The following is a 22,749-nucleotide window of genomic DNA, read 5'->3' on the forward strand; positions in this document are numbered from 1 at the left end:
GTTCCGTATCCCTGTCTGAAGAGGTGCCTTTGGACTAGCCGCAGTGGTCAGCTATCACGCCATTCTGGTTTGCGCTTTTGCAAAAAGGCGTTGATGCCTTCTTCCGCGTCACCTGCAAGCATGTTCTGCGTCATGACTTCTGAGGCGTATTGATAGGCCTCACCCAATGGCATTTCCAGTTGGTGGTAGAACGCTTTTTTACCGATCTCGACGGTATGTGCCGACTTTGCGGCAATTGTCTCTGCGTACTTTTGTACCACCACTTCTAGATAGTCGCTTGGAATGATGCGGTTGATCAGGCCAAACTCTTTTGCCGTTGAGGCGTCAACGCTTTCGCCGGTGAGCAGCATTTCCATTGCTTGCTTGCGTGATACATTCCGGGAAAGGGCGACCATGGGGGTGGAGCAGAACAAGCCAATGTTCACGCCGGGTGTGCAGAACGTTGCCGTGTCAGTTGCAAGAGCTAAGTCGCAGGAAGCCACCAGCTGACATCCGGCCGCAGTGGCTACGCCCGTTACTACAGCGATCACGGGTTTGGGCAGCTCGACGATCTTTTGCATCAAAGCAGCGCATTTGTCGAAAGTCTCTTGGTAAAAGGTGGCACCCTTGTCTTCTTGTGCGCGGGCTGCGGTCAGCTCCTTCAGGTCGTGACCAGCACAGAAAACCTTACCCTCAGCGCCAATGAGAATAACCCGTACGTTGCTGTCGTGCGCAGCTTGGTCCAGCGCTTGTGACAGGGCTTCCATCATCTCATGGGACAGGGAGTTCATTCTCTCCGGGCGCTGCATTACGATGCGAAACACACCCTCATGCAGGAGTGTTGCAACTGGTGCTTTGGTTTGCTCAGTGGATACCTCGGTTGCCTCTTCGGTCATTGGCATTTACCCCCTAATGAAATGATTGTTGCCCGCAATCTATCGGCGTTTGTTGCTGCTGCCAAATATCGTTTTGCTATGTTCAAGGGCTAAACCGTCTGCTCTCCCAAAATACGCCCTTAGTTTGACTGGTGTAACTACGTAGATTTTGTCATAGCTAACACTGTCGTGGGAGGAGGGGCTCATGGACCACCAACTAATGAGCGCGGAAGAGGTGACACGTTTTCTGGATAACGTGTTTCCTCAGATGCATGCTCAAGGTCGCATTTATCAGGTCGAGGCCATTGAAGATAAAAAAGCTGTTGTCCTCGTGACGGCGGGTAAACAGCAGTTGCGACCGGGTGGGACCGTTTCTGGTCCAACACTGATGACGCTTGCAGATTTTGCGAGCTATGCGGCAATTTTGGGCAACGTCGGGCCGAAGGCGCTCGCGGTGACAACCAATCTCAACATAAATTTCCTGCGAAAAGCAGAGGCGGGGGTCCTTGTGGCAACCTGCCGGATCATCAAGCTCGGAAAACGCCTTGTCGTGACTGATTGTGAAATCATGCCACAAGGGGGCGGCGAGATGATTGCCCACGCGACGTCGACCTACTCAATTCCTCCTCAGGAGTGAACGAAGCAGGGCGGCTGTACTCACCATAAACCTGTGTAGTCTGCTCGGTTGAATTGACTACGGTTTAACTATGGTAATCAGAATCACGTTTGCTGCTCTAGTAATGAGTATGGGAGATCCTGCCGGTTTTCGGCATGGTGAGTGGGCGTAGTTTTTGAGTTATGAGTACAATCTGGCGTTTCGGAGTGCGTATGGCCTTTTGGCCGTTTCGTGCGGTTTCCTGGTCTGCAAGTGGCCTCTACATCCTCTTTCTGGCGCTGAATGGCTTGCTGGTACTGGCCATGCCGTTGGTTTGGGATCTCTATATCCCTGAGGTGCCCCGTTACATGGGGGCATTCCGCGAGACATGGTTCTACCAAGAAACAGAAATTTTCAGCATGCCAGTGGTGTTTTCAACGCTGGTGTTCTTCAATCTGGTTCTGGCAAACAGCTTCACGACAACGGTGATAGGTAAGGGTAGCTGGGGGCTCTACATGCCGGTGTCCTACATGCCGATATCGTGGTCAGAGTTCCGCATCATGTTTCGGGGTGCGAGCTACTATCTGGCAGTTTTTTCCTTGGACTGGATGGTTCATGACGCACCGTTTAAGGCAGCGCTTCAGCAAGTAGCTGCGGTAGCCAGCGGTGTGATGGGCTTGTTGGCCTGAGGCCAAAAAGTGCCAGCAACTGCAATTTCAGTTGGCTGATCGGTCAACAGGATCGCTTGGTGCGTTTAGCAATGCAGTTGGGCAGCCTTCATGAAGGTGGCGCAGAATAGGGCTGTTCAAAGACATGTCACAGAGGGCCCAAATCTGCTTCTTGCCAATGCGCAGGCAAGTATGCTCGCCAATCTCAATCCGCTGCCCGCGATTGGTGCAATAGCATTCCGGATAGGAGTAGCCCTCTTTGGCAGGCGGCGGGCGGAAGATTTCTGCCGTCGCCGGGGCAGTGGACGCAATGAGGCACATGATGATGAGATGTCTCAGTTTCATCCGCATAGCTTAGCGCAGATTGCCCATGAAAGCCTACTTCACGATTTATGGAGTGTGATAACGGGTAAGGAATTAGGGGGCCCGTAGGTGGATAATGCCTCCAGAGGGTGTCAAAACGCATGGAAAAAGTGTGGTATTATAATACCATTTTTATAAGATGCTGATTTTAAATGGTTTTCGTTTGGATGCTGTTGAAATTTGTGCTTGACGCTCTGTCCGTTTGCGCGTATCACCCCATCCCGAAGAGGCACTCTGCTCTCGGGCGTTTCCAGTGCCTTGCCTGAATTTCAACTGTCCAACACGGTACAGAATAATGAAGACTCACTCTACCAAGGTGGCAGAGGTCGAGAAAAAGTGGATCTTGATCGACGCTGAAGGTGTTGTCGTTGGCCGTCTCGCGGCTTTCGTAGCAAACCGTCTGCGCGGCAAGCACAAGCCGACCTTCACACCACACATCGACGATGGCGACAACGTCATCATCGTGAACGCTGACAAGGTCGTCCTGACCGGCAAGAAGTACGAGAACAAGAAGTACTACTGGCACACAGGTCATCCAGGCGGCATCAAAGAGCGTACTGCTCGCGCAATCATCGAAGGTCGTTTCCCAGAACGCGTTCTGGAAAAGGCTGTTCAGCGCATGATGCCAGGTGGCCCACTCAGCAACAAGCAGCTGAAGAACCTGCGTGTATACGCTGGTAGTGAACATCCGCATGAAGCTCAGCAGCCTGAAACGGTTGACGTCAAGAGCATGAATGCCAAGAACGCAAAGAGGGCTTAATTTATGTCTGAGCTGCAGTCCCTAGAGGAACTGGGCGAAGCAATCGCCCCAACTGAGAACGACGCTCCTGTTCACGTTCAGAAGCTGGACGCTCAGGGCCGTGCCTACGCAACCGGTAAGCGTAAGGACGCAATCGCGCGTGTATGGATCAAGCCAGGCACCGGCAAAATCACCGTGAACAAAAAAGAGTTCAACGAATATTTTGCTCGTCCAGTGCTTCAGCTGATCCTGCGTCAGCCAATCATGTTGACTGACCGCGATGGCCAGTACGACATAACCGTCACCGTAACCGGTGGTGGTCTGTCCGGTCAGGCTGGTGCTGTTCGTCACGGCATCTCCAAGGCTCTGACCCACTACGAGCCAGAGCTGCGCAGCATCCTGAAGAAGGAAGGCTTCCTCACACGCGATAGCCGCGTTGTTGAGCGTAAGAAGTACGGCCGTGCAAAGGCACGTCGTTCCTTCCAGTTCTCCAAGCGTTAAGCTTCAAGAACTCTCGCAGATTTTCAGAAGGGCACCTTTCGGGTGCCCTTTTTTGTTGGTGCTCTCAAGATCAGTTTGAGAGGGCAGCATTCAGCCAACTTTGTATGTCGGCAATGAGGTTCGGTAGAGCGGACGTGTTGTCATCCCGCTGGAAGTGGTGGCCCATGCCCTCATAGGCGAGATAGGTGATGTTCGTAGCGCCTTTGTGGCGGAGTTCAGAGATCATTTCGCCCACCGCTGCAACATCTACATTCTGGTCTGCAGTCCCTTGTACGATCAGGGTGGGGGTGCCCACGTCGCCCAGTATTTCCAGCTGATCGGCACTGAGGACCGAGTGCCACCATCTGTATCCATGAAGGCTCATGGATACCGGAAACGGCTTTCCCTCCAGAACTTGTGTTGCAAACTGGTTGAAGCCTTGTTTGGCCTGCTCATAGGCGTGCTCAGGCATTCCGGAATTTTTCATGCTCGCGAGCACATCATCTTTGAAAAAACGTCCGCCACCGTTGAGTGCTACGCTTGCGGACACATAGTCTGCTCTTGCAGCAATGATGTTCGCAATGACAGCGCCTTCACTTCCCCCCAATAGGACAATATTCTCATAGGTAGCTCTTTCCGCGAGTTGATCGAGCACTTTTAGGTAGTCGGAAGTCCGCTGAGCGAGGCTATCATTCTGCAAATAGGCAGCGGGGCAGTCCTCCCTCTCGCCACTGCGATCCCATGGAAGGTGCGATGTAATGCCATATTTCTCAATGGTTAGAACATCTGCACCGGGTAGAACCTTTGAGAACTTTTGATTGATCAGGGTGTTGTGCGCGACGCTGTTGCAGTCAGAGCCTTGTATCAAAACAAGTAGGTCAGCCTTGGCTTCCTTCTGGCTGCGTTCTAGATACATCGTGATCTGTGAGCCATCTTCTCGCTTCAGATCCAATTCAGTGGCGGCGGTTGCTGAGACGGTAAAAAGTGCCGCGAAGGCGGAGGCCGCAGCGTGCCAATGGCGTTTCATGGGAACTCACTATGTTGCGATGACGTTTTACGGAAGTGATTCAAATCGAAATGTAGCTAGAAGTTGTGCTCGGAATGAGGTCAGTGTTTTGGTGGGTACTACAGGCACTAAAACAGAGGAAATATCGCGGTCTTCATTCTGTCCATCGGGTTTCACTCCAATAATCGGGAGTATTTTGTTGCTCCGAAAGCTGGCAATACTGATAGGGTATGAGTTTGTATAGCGCGGAGAGCATATTGCGTCGGTTTTTATCCGCTTTGGTTTGGGCTGTTGCGTCTCAAGGGCACTCCCGCCGTCTGGTGGAGTACTGCTTGAAGCTTGACCCGGCGAACACGGCCGCGCTCAGGCAGCTTTATCTTATGATTCATCCTGAATCCCATCTTGTGTCCAAGTTTGAGAGCGGTCTTTTACTAGGCTTGGAGAGTGAGAGCTTCGCAGCTCTTGCCGAGAGGCATCACGGGGAGACACGAGCTGAGATTTTTCAGGATCTCGTCTATTTTGCGCACTGCCCTGAGTCCATGCAACGTCCGGGATACTTCGTTGAAGTTGGGTTAGGCGATGGCGTGAATTCCTCCAATACCTACTTTATGGAGCATTCGTTGGGATGGCGTGGTTTGCTGATTGAACCCAATCCAACTGTGACGGAGGCAATTCGTAGTCGCCGCATTGCGCCACTTGATCCGCGTGCCGCATGGCACACAGACGATGAAGTCATGGAGTTTCTTGCTGTGGAAGGGGTTCAGCTATCTACCTTACTGCCCTTTGCGGAAGATGATCATCACACGCGTACTGGAGAGATCATGGAGGTTCAAACGGTTCGTTTGGAAACGGTCTTGAAAGAAAACAATGCGCCTGATGCAATAGATTTCTTGAGCGTCGACACCGAGGGAAGCGAGATCCACGTTCTGGAAGGCATTGATTTTGCTCGCCGAGAATTTGAGTTCATATGCGTTGAGCACAACTACGTCCCGGAAAAGCGGGAGGCCGTCGCACGTTTCTTGAACGAGCGCGGCTACGATCCCGTATGGCCGCATCTGTCCAAATTCGATGCATGGTTCATCAATCGAAAACTGCAGAAAAATTGAGTGTCAGGAGCGGGAGATGGCGTTGGTCTTTTTCGCCGTGGTTGGCGAGTTGTCGTTTTCCGGTGTTCTAAGCCATGACTTGTAAACCGGGTGAGCGTTTTGCATCTCGCCGTAAAGCTTCACCATCACATTGAGGAACGTGAACTTCGCTCCGTATGTGAGCAGGACGCCCGCGATTGTCATGGTGATCTCGTTTCCGACTGCGCCAATGATTGCCATTAGAAAACCAAGGCCTGACAGAAGGGATAAAGCTATCGCTTTGCCATTGATCTTTGCAGGGATTGGAACAGCACGCTGATTGAGCCAAATCCGCTCGCCAAAGGTCGCTTTTGCGTGCCAAGTATCCGTGTGCCTGGGGGGATTGAACAAGCGCGGATTAGCCCACAACCAGAACACAACCGCTAGCAACATGGCTGTCGACCACATCCAACCGACAGTGGTGTGAAGCCAGATGGCTGCAACGAGGACCGGAAGTGTAGCTGCGCGAGACCATACGCTCCATCCGCTTGCTTGGCGTTCCCAAGTCCTGTCGTTCATGCCGAGTAGTTTGATTTGCCCGACAGGGAGCTGTTGTTTGCTTTTGTCAAAAGGCTGCTTGGGGGCGCGCAACACCAGAAGAACCTCATTTTTAAACTATGCTCGGCGGGTGCCGTTGGATGGAAGCCCCGCGCATAACGCGGGGCAATTGCCTCTAGGCCCTTACCTTAACATAGCTTCCCGGCGCGTCCTCCAAAATTTTGGTACGTCTTGCGCCCGGTTTGCGGGCTTTCACCAGAGTGTCGTCCTGAGCCTGGATCCACTGCTGCCAGTGAGGCCACCATGAGCCGGGATGTTCATCTGCCGAGTAGAGCCACGCATTAATGTCTTCCATAAGGCCTTTGTTGGTCCAGTACTGATACTTGTTCTTAGCGGGTGGGTTCACCACCCCGGCAATGTGGCCGGATCCTGCGAGTACATATTCGACCGGGCCGCCAAAACAATGAGAGCCTTTAAGGACTGACTTTGCCGGTGCGATGTGATCCTCTCGGGTGGCCAGATTATAGACCGGAACAGACACGTCTTTCAGGTCAACTTTCACCCCGTCAATCTCCAGTTCGCCCTTTGCGAGATTGTTCGTCAGATAGCAGTTTCTCAGGTAGAATGAGTGGTTTGCAGCTGGCATGCGGGTTGCGTCGGAGTTCCAGTAGAGCAGATCAAACGGGAAGGGCTCCTTGCCGCGAATGTAGTTATTGATCACGTAGGGCCAGATGAGATCGTTAGAGCGAAGCATGTTGAAGGCGGTCGCCATTTTACTTCCGTCCAGATACCCCTGCTTGTTCATGCGATCTTCAAGGACCTTGATCTGATCCTCATCCACGAAGACCTTCAGGTCTCCGGCATAAGTGAAGTCAACCTGAGTTGTCAGGAAGGTTGCGCTGGCGATACGTTCTGCCTCACCCTTGTGGGCCAGATAAGCGAGCGTGACAGCCAGCAAAGTGCCGCCCACGCAGTAGCCGACGGCGTTTACACTGTCTTGCTGGGTGGTCTTCTTGATTGTATCGAGCGCCATGAAGATGCCTTCCTTCATGTAGTGCTCGAAGCTCTTTTTCGCCTGACGTTCGTCCGGATTGACCCATGAGATCACGAAGACCGTGTGGCCTTGTTCCACCATCCATTTGATGAATGACTTCTCCTCATTCAAATCCAGAATGTAGTACTTGTTGATCCAAGGTGGCACGACAAGCAGAGGGCGCTTGAACACTTGCTCGGTTACAGGTTCATACTGAATAAGCTGGCAAACGTCGTTCTCGGCAATCACCTTGCCGGGGGTGTTTGCGACGTTCTTGCCGATCTCGAAGCTGGTAGGGTCAGACTGGCGCAGCTTTACTTCGCCGTTGCCTGCCTTGATGTCTTCAGTCAGCAGCTCCATTCCGCGTACCAGATTTTCACCGTTGCAAGACATGGTCTCACGCAACAGCTCTGGGTTGGTTAGGATGAAGTTGGAGGGCGACATGGCGTTGGTAATCTGGCGGACATAAAATGCAGCCTTGTGGCGGGTGTGATCGTCAAGGTCCGTCGCGCCATCGACAAGGTGTTCCGCCCATTCTGTTGTCTGAAGATACATCTGTTTGACAAAGTCAAAGAACTGGTTCTCGTCCCATTCTGTGTCTTTGAAACGCTTGTCTCGAGGGGACGGGGAGATGGCAGGTTGCGATGGTTCCCCGGCCATCCGTTTGAGCGTATTGTTCCAGATCTGCATATAGCCAGCCCACAATCGGGTCTGGGCCTCAATAGCGCGTGCCGGATCTTTCATCCAGTACTCGCCGACCTCGGCAAGTGTCTTTACTGCCAACCCCAACTCTTCCGGGGTTTCGTCTCGCACCTGTCCTTTTTCGCGCGGCTCAAGATATGCTGCCAGCGCTTTCCCGCCTTGCTCTGCGATCTTGGTCAGATTGCGCGCAAACTCCTCGGGGTTATTAAAAATGTATTGCAATAATGGATTGTTCTGCTCGTTGGACATCTGCTTCGATTTTCCCCATAGCCAACTGCCTCACGTAAATGCGGGTGCTATTCCTCCCTTGCCGCGCAGGAATGAGAACGCGCGCACTGTCGGTATTCCGAAACTGAGTGATCTTCTTCTTTTTATAATGCCAAATTATAGGGGCTTTGACGCAAAGATGCGATTTGCTTTTAGTTGAATGTTCCGGAGCGTCGATGGGAATGGGTGCGCAGTAGACACATGGTTTACAGGCGAATGGACTTCATTTCTCGTCTGTTAGGTATATTTATCGATTATAAATATTTGATGCGTATTTTATGTAATTGGTTGCTTTGAGACGTTTGCACTTCCCGTCAGTCTAGGGTAAGAGCATGACGTCTGTTTGAAGGGTTGCAGAAGTTAATAGGCATCACCATTCAGTGTAAAATCAAAAACAAGTTTGGTCTGCGGGGAGACCACGTGGTCCTCAAAGGTAAAAAAACGCAATGAAACGTGTGTGCAAACTCGTGCCAGTAATTGGCCTCCTCAGCTTGCTGGGCGCTTGTGCGTTTGGCGAGTCCATGACTGTTTATGAAGCGTTGGAGCCAACAGCTGCACAACGAGCTTCCGTGCTATCCGACGAGCAGCGCGCAACGCTGATGTCCCAAGAGCAGCGTTTGGCCACTGAAAGCCAGCTCCTTGCGATTTCTGCAGAGAACAAGCGCCGCGCTCAGGAAGCACAAACACCTACCTCCGATATTGAAGAGCTGAAGGCGATTGCATCCCAGGGAAGCGAAGCCCAGTAGGGGATGGTTTAGTTCACCTGCTAAGAACTAGCCTTTTGTCTTATGTTCTGCAAACGCCCGCCTTTGTGCGGGCGTTTGCGTGCTGATATATTGAAAAAATGCTGCTGGAAGAACGCTAAAAGCCATGCAAATCTTCCGTACACCTGCTACATACCTGCCCATCAGCTCAATGATTCAAGCGATGATTTGCCAGTCGCAAGGAAACAGATACAGAAAGTGAGGCTCTTGGCATGGACGACTTTCACAAGACTCGCAGGCTTCCGCCCTATGTCTTTGAACAGGTCAATCGTCTGAAAGCCAAGGCGCGAGCGGGTGGCGCTGACATCATCGATATGGGTATGGGCAACCCTGACCTGCCTACTCCAAAGCATATTGTCGAAAAACTGACCGAGACCGTTCAAAACCCGCGCACGCATCGTTACTCCGCGTCCAAGGGCATCCCTGGTCTTCGCCGTGCACAAGCTGCCTATTACGGCCGCCGTTTTGGAGTAAAGCTGGACCCAGAAGCACAGGTCGTCGCGACCTTGGGGTCCAAGGAAGGTTTTGCTAACATGGCACAGGCCATCACCGCACCGGGTGATGTCGTGCTCGTTCCAAACCCAAGCTATCCCATTCACGCCTTTGGTTTTTTGATGGCAGGTGGCGCGTTGCGCTCCATTCCCGCTGAACCGGGCCCAGAGGTTTTTGAGGCGCTTGAGCGCGCAGTCATTCACTCCATTCCCAAGCCCATAGCTGTGGTGTTGTGTTATCCGGCCAACCCAACCGCTTACTGCGCGGATTTGGAATTCTACCGAGATGTGGTTGCTTTCGCTCGGAAACACGAAATCTTTGTTCTTTCCGACCTTGCCTATTCAGAGATCTACTTCGGAGACACCCCGCCGCCATCAATTCTGCAAGTGCCGGGTGCAATGGATGTGGCCGTCGAGTTCACATCCTTGTCGAAGACGTTCTCCATGCCTGGATGGCGCATGGGTTTTGCCGTCGGCAACGCACGACTTATTGGTGCTTTGGCCCGCGTTAAGTCCTACCTCGATTATGGAGCGTTCACGCCTATTCAGGTTGCAGCCTCTGCTGCACTGAATGGTCCTGAAGACTGCATCGTCGAAATGCGGGAGACTTATCGCAAGCGCCGCGATGTATTGGTTGATGCCTTTGCACGTGCTGGCTGGGCCATACCTGCGCCGGAAGCGAGCATGTTTGCTTGGGCTCCCATTCCCGAGCAGTTCCAAAAGTTTGGCTCGCTTGAGTTTTCCAAGCTGCTCATTGAGAAAGCCGACCTTGCGGTTGCGCCGGGTATTGGCTTTGGTGAGCATGGCGAGGGTTTTGTGCGTATTGGTCTTGTCGAGAACGAGCAGCGCATCCGGCAAGCTGCAAGAAACTTGCGCCGCTTCTTTGAAACATCTTCTATCGGCCATAACAGCGGTACCGAATAAGATACTAGAAAAACGCTAAGGATAGAGGCTTAGACAATGCAGAATTGTTTGCGGGTGGGCGTAGCAGGTTTGGGCACCGTGGGTGCTTCTGTTGTGCGCATCGTCAAAGCGAAAGCCAAACAACTCGAAAACCGCTCTGGACGTCCCATTGAAGTCACGGCTGTAAGTGCACGCAGTCGGTCAAAGGATCGCGGGGTCGACCTTTCCAATCTTGAATGGTTCGACGATCCGGTCGCGCTCGCCAAGTCTTCCTCCATCGATGTGTTCGTGGAACTCATCGGTGGAGACAGTGGTTCAGCCGAGGAGAGCGTGCGGGCGGCGATTGAAGCGGGCAAACATGTGGTTACGGCCAACAAGGCCCTGCTTGCAAAACATGCGGTTTCTCTTTCCCGTTTGGCGGAAGATAAGGGCGTGAGCTTGAATTATGAAGCAGCGGTTGCTGGCGGTATTCCGATTGTGAAGACCATGCGTGAAAGCCTAGCGGGCAACTCTGTTTCCCGCGTCTATGGCATCATGAATGGGACTTGCAACTACATCCTGACCCGCATGGAGCAGGAGGGGCTTTCCTTCGCTGAATGTTTGGCGGATGCGCAGCGTCTTGGATATGCAGAAGCTGATCCAACCTTTGACATTGAGGGCTTTGACACAGCACACAAGCTGTCCCTGCTGACAAGTCTTGCTTTTGGGTGTGAGGTCGACAGCGAATCCATCTACGTGGAAGGCATCACTTCCATCACGACGGAAGATATTCAAGCGGCCGATGAGCTTGGCTATCGTATCAAGCTCTTGGGTGTGGCGCAGCGAACGGATACAGGCGTTGAGCAGCGTGTTCATCCAACCATGGTACCCAAGCACTCAGCGATTGCACGCATTGATGGCGTGTTGAACGCGGTCGCTGTTGATGGCGATGCGGTGGGCGAGGTTGTACTGGTCGGGCCGGGCGCGGGCGGTGATGCAACCGCCTCATCGGTTATCTCTGACATTGCCGATATTGCGCGCGAAGATGGCATGCCCGTCTTTGGACAAGCCGCGAAAACTCTAGAGCCCTATACGAAAGCGCGGATGCGCTTGCATGAAGGTGGGTACTATATTCGACTTGCGGTGGATGACCGTCCAGGCGCATTCGCTGTGATTGCGCAGCGCATGGCGGAAAAGAACATTTCACTTCAATCCATTGTGCAGAACCGCCGCGAACCTGGCTCACACGAGGCAGGAGCGCTGGAAACGGCGGAGCCCCAGCCGGTCATTCTCATCACGCATGAGACCACTGAGCTGGCCATTCGCGAAGCGTTGGAACTGATTGCCGCTGAAAAGGTGACAGTAGGCGCTCCGCAGATGCTGCGAATTGAAAAACTGGACTAACGCTGGTGCGAGAAGCGCTGGTGATCTGAACTTGAGGGTTTAAATGGCTGATAGTCAAGCGGACGATGATTTCGTAATGGATCGCATTCTGACGCTGGAACTGGCACGTGTAACTGAGCGTGCAGCAGTTTCAGCTGCAAGACTGCGGGGTCGGGGGGACGAAAAGGCCGCAGACCAGGCTGCAGTGGACGCTATGCGCCGCGAGCTCAATCAGCTTCCAATTGATGGCACCGTGGTTATCGGTGAAGGGGAGCGTGACGAGGCGCCAATGCTCTATATTGGCGAGAAGGTGGGAAACAAGAACGGCGACAAGGTCGATATCGCGCTTGATCCGCTGGAAGGTACCACCATTTGTGCGAAGAACATGCCGAATTCCATCGCGGTAATCGCGATGGCACCAGAAGGCGACCTTCTAAACGCACCGGACAGCTACATGTCCAAGATTGCGATCGGCCCGGGTTATCCTGTTGGAACGATCAACCTTGACGATCCAATCGAGAAGAATCTGGAGCGTGTAGCCAAGGCCAAGGGCGTTTCCGTTTCCGATGTTACGGTTTGCGTGTTGGACCGTCCACGTCACGCCAAGCTCATTGATGACATTCGTGCAACTGGCGCTTCCATCTATTTGATTGGTGACGGTGACGTTGCAGGCATCATTCACACCACCAATCCGGAAGAGACCGGTATCGACCTATATGTTGGTATCGGTGGTGCTCCGGAAGGTGTTCTGGCTGCTGCAGCCCTGCGCTGCATCGGTGGTCAGATGGAAGGTCGTTTGGTCATCACCCGAGATGAGCAGGTGGAACGTGCCAAGCGAATGGGCATAGACGACATTAATCGCAAGTACACCCTGGAAGAAATGGCTGGCGGCGACGTGATCTTCGCGGCGACCGGCGTTACGGACGGCAATTTCCTCAAGGGCGTCAAGTTTGGTCGCAACCATATCACCACCCACACGGTTGTGATGCGTTCCACTACGGGCACTGTGCGATACATCTCTGCGCAGCACTCCCATCTGGACAAGTTTCATCTAGACTGATTTTCACCAGTCTTATTCAACAGGTTCAGCGGGCGGACCCTTTGAGTGTTCGCCCGTTTGCTTTTTTGACCGGAATCACCACAGCCTGATAGTCATGACAGCGACCAGTCTAAGCGATGCAAACGAACGACGGACCGTTCTTGGTGTAACCCGCTCTTCAGCAGGGCGCATTTGGCGAGAGCGCATTGATGGTACGCAGAATGCGCAAGCGCTTGCGTTGTCTCAGCGCACCGGCCTGCCTGATGTAGTAGGGAAGGTGCTGATCGGGCGCGACGTTGGTCTTGAAGAAGCAGATCGCTTTTTAGACCCGTCCCTCAAGGATCTGATGCCGGATCCTTCCAGCCTGCAGGATATGGACAAGGCAGCAACCCGGATCGCTGATGCGCTGCATGCCGGAACGCCGCTTGCAGTCTTTGGCGACTATGACGTGGATGGCGCAACATCTACGGCGCTTTTGCTACGCTACTTCCGCGCGTTGAATGTCGAGCCTCAGTTCTACATTCCGGACCGTATCATTGATGGCTACGGCCCGAATCCAACAGCGATTTCGCAGCTCCATGACGGTGGTGCGCGCCTTTTGATCACAGTTGACTGCGGCAGTACCTCGTTTGAAGCTTTTGACGAGGCGCGCCGTGTGGGGCTGGAAGTGGTGGTTATTGACCACCATCAGGTGGGTGAAACCTTCCCGGATGTTACCGCACTGGTGAACCCAAACCGTCAGGATGATCTGTCTGGTCAAGGGCATCTCGCCGCCGTCGGCGTGACCTTCCTGTTCCTGGTGGCGTTAAACCGCGAACTGCGCAAGCGTGGGGCAACCAACCTTCCTGACCTGATGGCCCTGTTGGATCTGGTCGCTCTGGGGACTGTATGTGATGTGGTGCCTTTGAAGGGCCTGAACCGCGCTTATGTGGTCAAGGGGCTTCAGGTCATGCACCAGCGTCGCAATGTCGGCCTTGCCGCTCTTGCCGATATCTCCCGCGTGAATGGCAAACCAACGCCGTATCATCTTGGCTTCATGCTTGGTCCACGGATCAATGCAGGAGGGCGCATTGGAGTTTCCGCGCTCGGGGCCAAATTGCTTGTCAGCGGCTCTCGTGAAGAATCAGAGCACATCGCAGCAACGCTCGAGCGCCTCAATCAGGAGCGTCAGGCAATTGAAGCGATCATGCTTGAGGAAGGTGAAGGTCAGGCTTTTCAAAAACTTGATGCCAATGGAGAACCGCCTGCCATCCTTCTTACCGGGGCAGACAACTGGCATCCGGGCGTAGTGGGTCTCATCGCCTCCCGCCTCAAGGAGCGCTATCGCCGTCCATCCTTTGCCATTGCATTTAATGAAGACGGAGTAGGCACAGGCTCAGGACGTTCAATCACCGGTGTGGATCTGGGTGCAGCTGTGAGAGCGGCCGTTGAAGCGGGCTTGCTGGAGAAGGGCGGTGGTCACGCCATGGCTGCCGGCCTGACAGTAAAACGAGAAAAGCTAGCCGAGGTTGAGGCATTTTTGTCCGCTCAGTTGTCAGAGGCGGTTGGCATTGCCGCTCAGGATCATGAATTGACCATCGATGGTGTGCTTGCACCGAGTGGAGCAACTCTGGACCTTCTGGAAACACTAGAGCGTGCGGGCCCTTACGGGGCATCTCACCCGGAACCCATCTTTGCTTTTCCCTCAGTGAGAATTAAGTACGCGGATGTTATTGGAAAAGGTCATGTTCGTGTGACAATCGCTACCAATGATGGAGGGAATCTGAAGGCAATTGCGTTCAAGGCTGAAGATCAACCTCTTGGGCGGGCTTTGCTTGAGGCACGGGGCAAGAACCTTCATTTGGCTGGTGTGCTCTCCATTGACACGTGGCAAGGGCAGGCGAAAGCCCAGTTGCGTATTCTGGATGCCGCAGATCCAACAACATCAACTTTGGCTCGCATGACGGGTGGGCTAAAGTAAGCGTATCGTGTTTTTCAGTACCCATGAGTAGCGTTTACGTATCTCTCTCCCCAAGGCTTAGGGAAGCGAGATATGAAGCGTTGATTTCGTTTATGCTCTGGACCTTACTGGTAAGGTTGATGGCAGACTCATTTTCGGCGTTCAATGGAGTGAACGCCGCACCTTAGGGGGCACTATGGAACAACCCAGAGAGATCGAGACATCCGGCGGGCTCGGGCTGGGTCTGGCACTTGGCGGGGCAAGTGGCGTGATTTCCATCCTGTCGGCGGCAGCATCTTCGCATGGGGTCGGCGCGCAGCTGCTCTCCACCATCTCGCAGATGACCATGCTTCATGCTGGCGCATTTATCGCTCTTGGACTTGCACTGGCAGTCACTCGCTCAAGATTGCTCGGATTTGCACTGCTGATCATTTTTGCCGGACTAGGGCTCTTCTGCGGTGATCTGGCCTTCCGGTTTTTCTCCGGAACACGGCTGTTTCCCATGGCAGCGCCAACGGGTGGCTTCATGATGATCATGGGGTGGCTGTTGGTTTTTCTGGTCGGTCTGGCGCGGGTCTTTGGCGTCTCCGGCAAGTCGCGAACCTAAAAAAAAAGCGAGAGGGGTGGGGCCCAGCTCGCTTTAAAGTTTGGTGCATCAGTAGAGGCGCGGACAAGTCAGCGCCCGGATGTACCTTGCAGATTCTTACTTGCGCGAGGCTTAAGCTGGCACCTCGGTTTCCGCCAGACCGCGCCCCTTTAGAAGGGGCTCAATGCTTGGCATTTTGCCACGGAAATCCAGATAGGCTTGTTCTGGAGACTGCTTTCCACCCGCTGAGTAGATGGCGGTCAGAAGACGCTGCGCGGTTTCCGGATGGAACGGATCACCAGCTTCCTTGAATGCTTCGAACGCATCTGCATCCATCACCTCAGACCAGATGTAGCTGTAGTAGCCAGCCGAATAGCCATCGCCTGCAAACGCGTGGGCGAGGTGCGGCGTGCGGTGGCGCATGATGATCTGTGATGGCATGTCTATGCGCTCCAGCACCTCCTTTTCGAAGGTTTGCGGGTCAAAGTCATCTTTAGCTTCGCTATGGATCGCCATATCAACCATCGCAGTTGCAAGATACTCCACTGTTGCAAAGCCTTGATTGAAGTTTGCTGCCGCCAGCAACTTGTCCAGCAGAGCCTGTGGTATGGGTTCTCCTGTCTTGTAGTGAACGGCAAAGCGTTCAAGAACCTCTGGCTCTGACAACCAATGTTCGTAGAGCTGAGAGGGGAGTTCCACGAAGTCGCGAGACACGCTGGTGCCCGAAATCACCGGATACGTCACGTCTGAGAGCAAACCATGGAGCGCGTGGCCGAACTCGTGAAACAGAGTACGGGCATCGTCAAAGGTCAGCAGGGTCTTTTCGCCTTCGGGGGCCTTCGAGAAGTTCATGACGTTGACGATGATGGGCGTGACGTTTCCGTTGGTGCGGTGTTGTTTTCGGAATGCACTCATCCAAGCGCCGGACCGTTTCGAAGTGCGGGCGAAGTAGTCGCCAATAAAAATGCCGCGATGGCTGCCATCAGCATTCAGCACTTCGTACACACGGATGTCGGGGTGGTAGCGGTCCACATCGTCAATCTCCTTGAAGGAGATGCCAAACAAGCGGTTTGCTGTGTAGAAGGCCGCCTCAATCATCTTGTCGAGTTGGAAGTAGGGTTTGATCTCTTCCTCGTCCAGCTCGTGTTTCTTCTGGCGCACCTTTTCAGAGTAATAGCGCCAGTCCCAAGGAGCGATTTCCAGGTTGTCTCCTTGTGATTGCGCCATTTCCTGAAGGTCTGCCGCTTCTTCAAGGGCGCGAGCGCGTGCTGGTTTCCAGATGTTTTCCAGTAGTTCCGTTACCGCCGCAGGTGTTTTTGCCATGGTGTCGTCCAGCTTGAACGCAGCAAAGCTGTCAAAACCGAGCAGTTGGGCTCGTTCCTGGCGCAGGGCAACAGTTACCTTGATGATCTCCAGATTGCTGGTGTCGCCTGGCTTTTCTCCGCGGCTGGCCCAGGCTTTGAATGCGGTCTCGCGCAAATCGCGGCGTTTTGAAAACTGCAGGAACGGTTCAATGGAAGACCGGGAAAGGGTGATGACATAGGCACCTTCGTCTCCCCGCTCGGTTGCTGCTTCCTTGGCAGCATCAATGAGGAACTGAGGCAAGCCCTCAATATCTGCTTCGGTTTTCAGAACCAGCTTGTAGTCTGCTTCGTCAGCCAGAACGTTTTGCGCAAATTGAGTACCCAGTGTGGCCAAGCGCTGCGTGATTTCGGCCATGCGTTTTTTTGAGGCCTCATCAAGGCCCGCACCCGCGCGTGTGAAGCTGACCATATAGCGTTCGACAACACGTTTTTGTTCTGCATCAAGCCCCATAGAGTCAATGTTGTCGGAGAGGCTTTTGATGCGGGCAAAGATATCTGCATTCAAAAGGATCTTGGAGCTGTGCGCCGCCAGTTTGGGAGCTACATCGCGCTCCGTTGCCTGAAGTGTAGGATTGGTATGAGAACCGGAGAGATTGAAGAAAACAGAAGCAACTTGAGTGAGTTCTCGGCCAGCTGTCTCTAGCGCAAGAATGGTATTCTCGAAGGTTGGTGCATCGGTGTTTGCTGCTATGGCAGCAACATCTTCTTCCGCTTTCTGCAATGCCTCATCAAAGGCTTTGGAGAAGTCATCGGAGTTGAATTTTGAAAAGGGAGGGAGACCAAACGGTGTATCCCACTCTGCAAGCAGGATGGAGCTGCCTTCGCTCATTTATATTCTCCGGAGATTTGAAACTCTTACCCGGTGAATATGGTTGTGTGACCCCGCGCCGTAAAGAGCAGGCGCGGGACCTCCTTGAATTTTGTGGGCGCTCCTACACCGCTTAGAACGAGAGCGTTGTAGACGTTTGCGCCGTTGGCGCGGGCACGGGCCCCATGCTTTGTGGCAGTTCGTCCACGGGCGCCGCCAGCGTCATGACCCAGAAGTTGCGGTAGGTGCCGTCTTTCCGGTTGGTTCGCGCTATACCCATGTGGGTTACATTGGGGTTGAGGAGATTTTTGTTGTGGTCTTTCGAGTTCTTCCACCCGTTCATAGCCGCTGTGATGGAAGCGTAGCCAGCGCCCAGATTTTCTGCGCCTGCGGCCGACAGATAACCGTTGGTCTGTGTTCGGCGCATCAGACTGCCGCCAGTGTGCCGACTGGTCTTGAGAGAGTCGCGTGAGGCCACATGATCGGCCATTTCTTGAGAGACTTCTTTCAGGTGTGGGTCGAGCTTCAAGGCCGCCAGCCCGTGCTTTGCGCGCCAGGCATTGGTCTGTTGCAGGGCCTCCTGGTCGTTCACGGAAACCCGATAGATCTCCGGGGCATCGCCTGTCAGCCCAGAGATGGATGAGCATCCACCAACAGCGGCCAAACTCAGTGCTGCGGCCAGCCACAGGGCGGCTGTGCGTGAACGGCGTGGCACGCCATCGTATTGTCTCATCGCTTTTGTATACCTCAGATTGTTCGGGGTGCCCGCAATCTGCTCCCCAATTTTGAGCGGAGTGACAGTTCTCCCACAAAAGTGGCGGGAAAATGGGAAGCATGACACTGCCTCAAAACAAGAGGGATGGTCCTCAGGCTTTTCCAAGTTATTCACTGATTGAAGAAAAAGCTTCGACATTTAATAAAATGCCACAGGATGCAGGTTTTATGTGCCTGCTGCGAATCTTTAGACATTATTTACGAAGTGTCGTTGCGGCCGGGCAGGCGTATTCTAAGCCATGTGTTTAGAGTTGTAAGGGTAGCGTTTATGATAGGGGCGAAAACCCAGGAAGCCGCGCCACATCTTGGTTGTGGCGATGAGGTACACAAGGTACCCCGCAGTTTGAGGGTGGTGGGTGCGCGTGCTTTTGCTCCTTTGGTGCTCCTGCTGCTTTGCTTGGCCGTGTTCCTGCCAGGGCAGATGTCTGTACCGCCACTTGACCGTGATGAGCCGCGGTTCACGCAGGCCACCAAACAGATGGTTCAGTCCGGCGACTACGTGAACATCAAGTTCCTTGATGAGCGTCGCAACAAGAAACCCGTTGGCATTTATTGGCTGCAAGCAGGCATGACCAAGCTGACAGGATACGGCGCTGAAGCTCCCATCTGGGTTTATCGTCTTGTTTCTGTACTTGGTGCAACGCTGGCGGTTCTCTTTACCTATTGGGCCTGTATGGCATTCATGTCATCACCTGCTGCATTTACTTCCGCGGCATTTGTGGCCCTGACCTTCATTTTGACGACAGAGTCACGGCTCGCAAAAACCGATGCGATGTTGCTTGCCACTGTCGTACTGGCGCAAGGGGCGCTCGCTCGTATCTGGCTTGCGCGCACTAAAGACACGTTCAGCAGGTGGGTATATCCGCTCGTGTTCTGGATGGCGCTTGGCGCTGGTACCTTGATCAAGGGGCCGATTATCCTGATGGTCTCTGGCTTTACTGTTGCCGGTCTGTGCCTTTTCAAGCGGGAAGTGGCATGGCTCAGGCACCTGCGCCCAATTCTTGGGCTTCTTCTGCTGTTGGCTATTGTGTTGCCTTGGCTGGTGGCCATCTACATCGCAACAGATGGGGGCTTTTTCGCAGACTCCATTGGTCGCGATATGCTTGGCAAGGTTGCGACGGGGCAGGAAAGTCATGGTGCGCCGCCTCTAACGCATTTGGCCGCGAGCTTGGTCTTGTTCTGGCCTCTATCTGCTTTCCTTCTTTTGGGTTTCCCGGGTATTTGGCGGGAGCGGAAGACGGATGCCATTGTGTTTGCTGCCAGTTGGCTGGTGCCAACATGGATCGTATTTGAACTGGTCTCTACCAAACTTCCGCACTACACCATGCCTGCGCTGCCAGCCGTGGCTCTGGCCGTATGTTTCGTTCTCATTCACAAGCTGGAACTGCCAAAGCGGGCGGGGCTCTATTGGGCCGCGACGCTCTTGCTGGCTCTCGTTCCGGTTCTTGTGGCAGTTGGCAGCGTTGCGCTTCCCATTTTCGTGAATGCCTGGCCATCGCCTCCCGGCGTGATTATTGCGGTAATCGGTGCTCTGTTTGGATTGATTGCAGCGCGGGAGATGAAGCGGCGCCATGTGTTCAACGCGTTCTGGCCTGCGGCGGCTTCATCAATCTTCATGTTGTTTGGCTTCTGGGCTTTCGTTGGTCCGGCTTTGGAACCGATCTGGCTTTCGCCTCGTCTGGTTACGCAGATTGAGGCTGCCACATCCTGCGAAAAACCGCAGGTGATTACAGTAGGGTTCAATGAGCCGAGCTATGTTTTCCTTCTAAACTCAGATATAACCCTAGGGAATGCGAGTGCTGCCGCAGAATTCCTGAATGACGACGCTGGAGACGGATGCCGAGTGGCCACCGTTGAAAGCAAGTACGCTGTGCAATTTGAAGACGCTGCCAGACATCTTGGTGTGAAGCTCGAAAAAGCAGGGGCTGTTTCCGGACTGAACATCAACGGTGGTGATCAACTTACCATTGGGGTCTACGTTAACGGGGGATAGGGCGATTAGCATCGGGGCAGGAGATGAGAGTGCACCTTACCTTCGCAAGGAGCTAAGGGGGACTTCGCAGAGCGGTGCGCGTGCCAAGGCTTTTGGCCAAGCCGCTTCTTGGGGCAAGACGGTTCTGGAACGCATGCGCCTTCAGTTCAAACAGATCTTGAGTTTGATGAGGTCACGACGCGGGCGTGTTTCCCGATTACGTCGTCCACTGCCTGAAGGGCATAAACCTCAGGATCTGGCCGCAGTTCTTTTGATGCTCGTTGGTCTGTCGATCGTGCTGTTTGATGCCATGGTGCCACCGTGGCTGGAGCAGATGCCAGATGGCTATGGCCCGTTTTTCAGGCACATAACTGATTTGGGCAAGTCCGACTGGATGCTTTCCATAAGCGGTGTGTTGTTCTTGGCCGTTTTGGCTCAAAACCATACTGCAATGGCAATGCGTGCGCGCCTTGGTGCCCATATAGTGATGACCTACTCTGGCTTTGTTTTTGTCAGTGTACTCGGCAGCGGCCTGTTGGCCGTCATCTTGAAGTGGAACATTGGTCGGGCACGTCCGAAGCTCTATGAGACCGTGGGACCAGTCCACTTTGACCCCTTCATCTGGCATGGCAAATTCACCAGCTTGCCCAGCGGGCACTCCACGTCGGTTGCCGCCTGTGCGGTTGCGCTGGCTCTTATTTTCCCAACCTATCGGCGCTTGATACTGGTGCTTGGGTTCTGGGTTGCTTTCAGCCGCATTATGGTTGGGGCACATTATCCCAGTGACGTGATTGCAGGCGTTCTGCTTGGGGGCTGTGTGTCCTATGCAATCGCGCGCTGGATGGCCCGACGGCAGATCGGGTTCAAGTATTGTTCTGATGGGAACATCGTTCCCGCGTTCGGAAGCACTTCGATGGCATTGGGGCTTTCTGCATTTGCAGAGCACGTGCGTACGCCATCCAAAGAAAAATCCAAGACCAAAACTGCGTAGTGACTGGCTGCTCCCTTTGGAGGACCAGACTGACAGAATACAGGAATATTGTGATGAATGGCGGAAGAACGCGGGGGGCACCTGAGATCAGCGTGGTCATACCTGCGAAGGACGAGCGGGACAATCTCCCCATCTTGCTTGATGAAATTGCTGCAGCACTTCACTCCCATCAATTTGAAGTACTGGTTGTCGATGATGGCTCGACCGACGGAACCGGGGAGGTTCTCAAGGATTACGGGAGGGAAAACACCTTCCTGCGTGTTTTGCGGCATGATCGTTCCGGCGGGCAAAGTTGTGCGGTACGCTCCGGTCTGTGCCACGCGCGTGGTGCCATCATCATCACGATTGATGGCGACGGCGAAAACGATCCTGCCTACATGCCTGAACTTCTTGCTGCCTTGAACGCGGGCGGTGAGACTGTTGGTCTGGCCGCAGGCCAGCGGCTGGGTCGCAAGGCCAGTCTTTTCAAGCGTTATGCTTCCAAGGCAGCCAACAAACTGCGCGGGGCGATGCTAAAGGACAACACCCGCGATAGCGGCTGCGGTCTGAAGGCCATTCGCACTGATGTGTTCAAGCGCCTGCCTTACTTCGACGGATGGCACCGATTTTTGCCTGCTTTGGTTATCCGTGAGGGTTTTGGGGTCGTTCACGTGGATATCGTCGACCGTCAACGCCGCCATGGCGTTTCAAACTACGGCATTTGGGATCGCGCACTTGTCGGGATCCTGGACCTTTATGGCGTATGGTGGCTGCGTAGACGTCGCCGTTCCTTGCCTTCCATCAGCGAAGTTGAAATCGAACGGCCTGCCGTACAGAGCCGAGAATTTGCGGAGCAGGCTTAGTGTTTGAGAGCATATGGAATTGGCTGTACGAGGTTTTCGTCGTACGCCTCGATTTTTGGATGTTTTGGGGCCTTGCTGCCCAAGGCATGTTCATGATGCGCTTTCTGGTGCAGTGGTTGGCCTCTGAGAGGGTCGGAAAGTCCATTGTGCCGATTGCCTTTTGGTTCTTTTCCGTCGGCGGGGGGATGTTGCTGCTAACCTACGGCATCGCGCGTAAGGATGCGGTAATTATCCTCGGTCAAGGGCTCGGTCTGGTAATTTATTTCCGCAACTTACGTCTAATCTATAAAGAAAAGCGCAAAGATCCGAGTTTCTAAGCAATTTTTGATCTCTCGCATGTTGAAACAGGCCCGTCGTAGAAGCTCTCTTCGGCGGGCTTTGTATTTTTGCGTATTTTTTGTGCAGGTACTACGTGGAAACTCGGAGAGAGTTCGCATTTATGCCGTAAATGCTTACGCCACAATTATTGATAGTTCAGTTCAATCAAGACTTATTTATAAATATTCTATTACTGCATAAGTAATACATTTGGTCTTTGAAAATCATATTGTTGGTGTTGCTAATATTGCATTGCACAACACCTGT

At 53.6% G+C, this 22,749-nt stretch carries 22 protein-coding genes; 15 read left to right on the top strand and 7 right to left on the bottom strand.

The window, feature by feature from the left end; all coding sequences use genetic code 11:
- Positions 1-47: 47 nt before the first annotated feature.
- Positions 48-875: an enoyl-CoA hydratase gene (locus tag Q3Y58_RS03490; protein ID WP_319621054.1), complete on the bottom strand. Its 828-nt coding sequence runs from the start codon at positions 873-875 to the stop codon at positions 48-50.
- A 199-nt stretch (positions 876-1,074) separates the two neighbouring features.
- Between Q3Y58_RS03490 and Q3Y58_RS03495 the strand changes: the two genes are divergently transcribed.
- Positions 1,075-1,491 (top strand): PaaI family thioesterase, encoded by a 417-nt coding sequence (locus Q3Y58_RS03495; RefSeq protein ID WP_319621055.1) that lies wholly within the window; start codon positions 1,075-1,077, stop codon positions 1,489-1,491.
- Between the two features lie 191 nt (positions 1,492-1,682).
- Positions 1,683-2,138, top strand: coding sequence for a hypothetical protein (locus Q3Y58_RS03500; protein WP_319621056.1), 456 nt, complete (start codon positions 1,683-1,685; stop codon positions 2,136-2,138).
- A gap of 27 nt (positions 2,139-2,165) precedes the next feature.
- On the opposite strand, the gene Q3Y58_RS03505 is transcribed toward Q3Y58_RS03500, so the two are convergent.
- Positions 2,166-2,462 (bottom strand): hypothetical protein, encoded by a 297-nt coding sequence (locus Q3Y58_RS03505; protein ID WP_319621057.1) that lies wholly within the window; start codon positions 2,460-2,462, stop codon positions 2,166-2,168.
- 313 nt (positions 2,463-2,775) lie between these two features.
- Between Q3Y58_RS03505 and rplM the strand changes: the two genes are divergently transcribed.
- On the top strand, positions 2,776-3,240 hold the full coding sequence (gene rplM, locus Q3Y58_RS03510) for a 50S ribosomal protein L13 (RefSeq protein WP_274216519.1): 465 nt from the start codon (positions 2,776-2,778) through the stop codon (positions 3,238-3,240).
- A 3-nt stretch (positions 3,241-3,243) separates the two neighbouring features.
- The gene (gene rpsI, locus Q3Y58_RS03515; protein WP_274216520.1) at positions 3,244-3,720 is read left to right on the top strand and encodes a 30S ribosomal protein S9; all 477 of its coding nucleotides are present in this window, start codon (positions 3,244-3,246) and stop codon (positions 3,718-3,720) included.
- Positions 3,721-3,790: 70 nt separating this feature from the next.
- On the opposite strand, the gene Q3Y58_RS03520 is transcribed toward rpsI, so the two are convergent.
- Positions 3,791-4,726, bottom strand: coding sequence for an alpha/beta hydrolase family protein (locus tag Q3Y58_RS03520; RefSeq protein ID WP_319621058.1), 936 nt, complete (start codon positions 4,724-4,726; stop codon positions 3,791-3,793).
- Positions 4,727-4,962: 236 nt separating this feature from the next.
- Between Q3Y58_RS03520 and Q3Y58_RS03525 the strand changes: the two genes are divergently transcribed.
- The gene (locus tag Q3Y58_RS03525) at positions 4,963-5,811 is read left to right on the top strand and encodes an FkbM family methyltransferase (protein WP_319621060.1); all 849 of its coding nucleotides are present in this window, start codon (positions 4,963-4,965) and stop codon (positions 5,809-5,811) included.
- 3 nt (positions 5,812-5,814) lie between these two features.
- Here the strand turns inward: Q3Y58_RS03525 and Q3Y58_RS03530 are convergent, their stop codons facing one another.
- Together Q3Y58_RS03530 and Q3Y58_RS03535 are read right to left on the bottom strand one after the other, a co-directional pair.
- On the bottom strand, positions 5,815-6,348 hold the full coding sequence (locus tag Q3Y58_RS03530; protein ID WP_319621061.1) for a DUF6653 family protein: 534 nt from the start codon (positions 6,346-6,348) through the stop codon (positions 5,815-5,817).
- Between the two features lie 154 nt (positions 6,349-6,502).
- Entirely contained in the window at positions 6,503-8,311 is a 1,809-nt protein-coding gene (locus tag Q3Y58_RS03535; protein WP_319621062.1) for a PHA/PHB synthase family protein, read from the bottom strand.
- Between the two features lie 464 nt (positions 8,312-8,775).
- Here Q3Y58_RS03535 and Q3Y58_RS03540 point away from each other — a divergent pair, with 464 nt between their 5' ends.
- The 6 genes from Q3Y58_RS03540 (at position 8,776) to Q3Y58_RS03565 (ending at position 15,434) form a co-directional block, all read left to right on the top strand.
- On the top strand, positions 8,776-9,075 hold the full coding sequence (locus tag Q3Y58_RS03540) for a hypothetical protein (RefSeq protein ID WP_319621063.1): 300 nt from the start codon (positions 8,776-8,778) through the stop codon (positions 9,073-9,075).
- 230 nt (positions 9,076-9,305) lie between these two features.
- The gene (locus Q3Y58_RS03545) at positions 9,306-10,508 is read left to right on the top strand and encodes an LL-diaminopimelate aminotransferase (RefSeq protein WP_319621064.1); all 1,203 of its coding nucleotides are present in this window, start codon (positions 9,306-9,308) and stop codon (positions 10,506-10,508) included.
- 36 nt (positions 10,509-10,544) lie between these two features.
- A complete protein-coding gene (locus tag Q3Y58_RS03550; RefSeq protein ID WP_319621065.1) occupies positions 10,545-11,870 on the top strand; it encodes a homoserine dehydrogenase in 1,326 nt (441 codons plus the stop codon).
- A 43-nt stretch (positions 11,871-11,913) separates the two neighbouring features.
- Positions 11,914-12,909: a class II fructose-bisphosphatase gene (glpX, locus tag Q3Y58_RS03555; RefSeq protein ID WP_274216528.1), complete on the top strand. Its 996-nt coding sequence runs from the start codon at positions 11,914-11,916 to the stop codon at positions 12,907-12,909.
- A 94-nt stretch (positions 12,910-13,003) separates the two neighbouring features.
- Positions 13,004-14,848: a single-stranded-DNA-specific exonuclease RecJ gene (recJ, locus tag Q3Y58_RS03560; protein ID WP_319621066.1), complete on the top strand. Its 1,845-nt coding sequence runs from the start codon at positions 13,004-13,006 to the stop codon at positions 14,846-14,848.
- Between the two features lie 175 nt (positions 14,849-15,023).
- A complete protein-coding gene (locus Q3Y58_RS03565) occupies positions 15,024-15,434 on the top strand; it encodes a DUF423 domain-containing protein (protein ID WP_319621067.1) in 411 nt (136 codons plus the stop codon).
- 111 nt (positions 15,435-15,545) lie between these two features.
- Here Q3Y58_RS03565 and Q3Y58_RS03570 read toward each other — a convergent pair whose 3' ends face one another.
- Both Q3Y58_RS03570 and Q3Y58_RS03575 read right to left on the bottom strand, forming a co-directional pair.
- The gene (locus Q3Y58_RS03570; RefSeq protein ID WP_319621069.1) at positions 15,546-17,606 is read right to left on the bottom strand and encodes a M3 family metallopeptidase; all 2,061 of its coding nucleotides are present in this window, start codon (positions 17,604-17,606) and stop codon (positions 15,546-15,548) included.
- 112 nt (positions 17,607-17,718) lie between these two features.
- A complete protein-coding gene (locus Q3Y58_RS03575) occupies positions 17,719-18,318 on the bottom strand; it encodes a CAP domain-containing protein (protein ID WP_319621070.1) in 600 nt (199 codons plus the stop codon).
- A gap of 309 nt (positions 18,319-18,627) precedes the next feature.
- Here Q3Y58_RS03575 and Q3Y58_RS03580 point away from each other — a divergent pair, with 309 nt between their 5' ends.
- The 4 genes from Q3Y58_RS03580 to Q3Y58_RS03595 are packed head-to-tail and all read left to right on the top strand — an operon-like array spanning position 18,628 to position 22,481.
- On the top strand, positions 18,628-20,352 hold the full coding sequence (locus Q3Y58_RS03580; RefSeq protein WP_319621072.1) for an ArnT family glycosyltransferase: 1,725 nt from the start codon (positions 18,628-18,630) through the stop codon (positions 20,350-20,352).
- Positions 20,312-21,322, top strand: coding sequence for a phosphatase PAP2 family protein (locus Q3Y58_RS03585; protein ID WP_319621073.1), 1,011 nt, complete (start codon positions 20,312-20,314; stop codon positions 21,320-21,322). Before Q3Y58_RS03580 ends, Q3Y58_RS03585 begins: the two co-directional genes overlap by 41 nt.
- Before the next feature lie 53 nt (positions 21,323-21,375).
- Positions 21,376-22,164, top strand: coding sequence for a glycosyltransferase family 2 protein (locus tag Q3Y58_RS03590; RefSeq protein ID WP_274216536.1), 789 nt, complete (start codon positions 21,376-21,378; stop codon positions 22,162-22,164).
- A 59-nt stretch (positions 22,165-22,223) separates the two neighbouring features.
- Entirely contained in the window at positions 22,224-22,481 is a 258-nt protein-coding gene (locus Q3Y58_RS03595; protein WP_413697782.1) for a lipid-A-disaccharide synthase N-terminal domain-containing protein, read from the top strand.
- Positions 22,482-22,749 lie beyond the last annotated feature (268 nt).

Source organism: Nesiotobacter zosterae (genome assembly GCF_033843645.1).
Lineage (GTDB): Bacteria > Pseudomonadota > Alphaproteobacteria > Rhizobiales > Stappiaceae > Pseudovibrio > Pseudovibrio zosterae.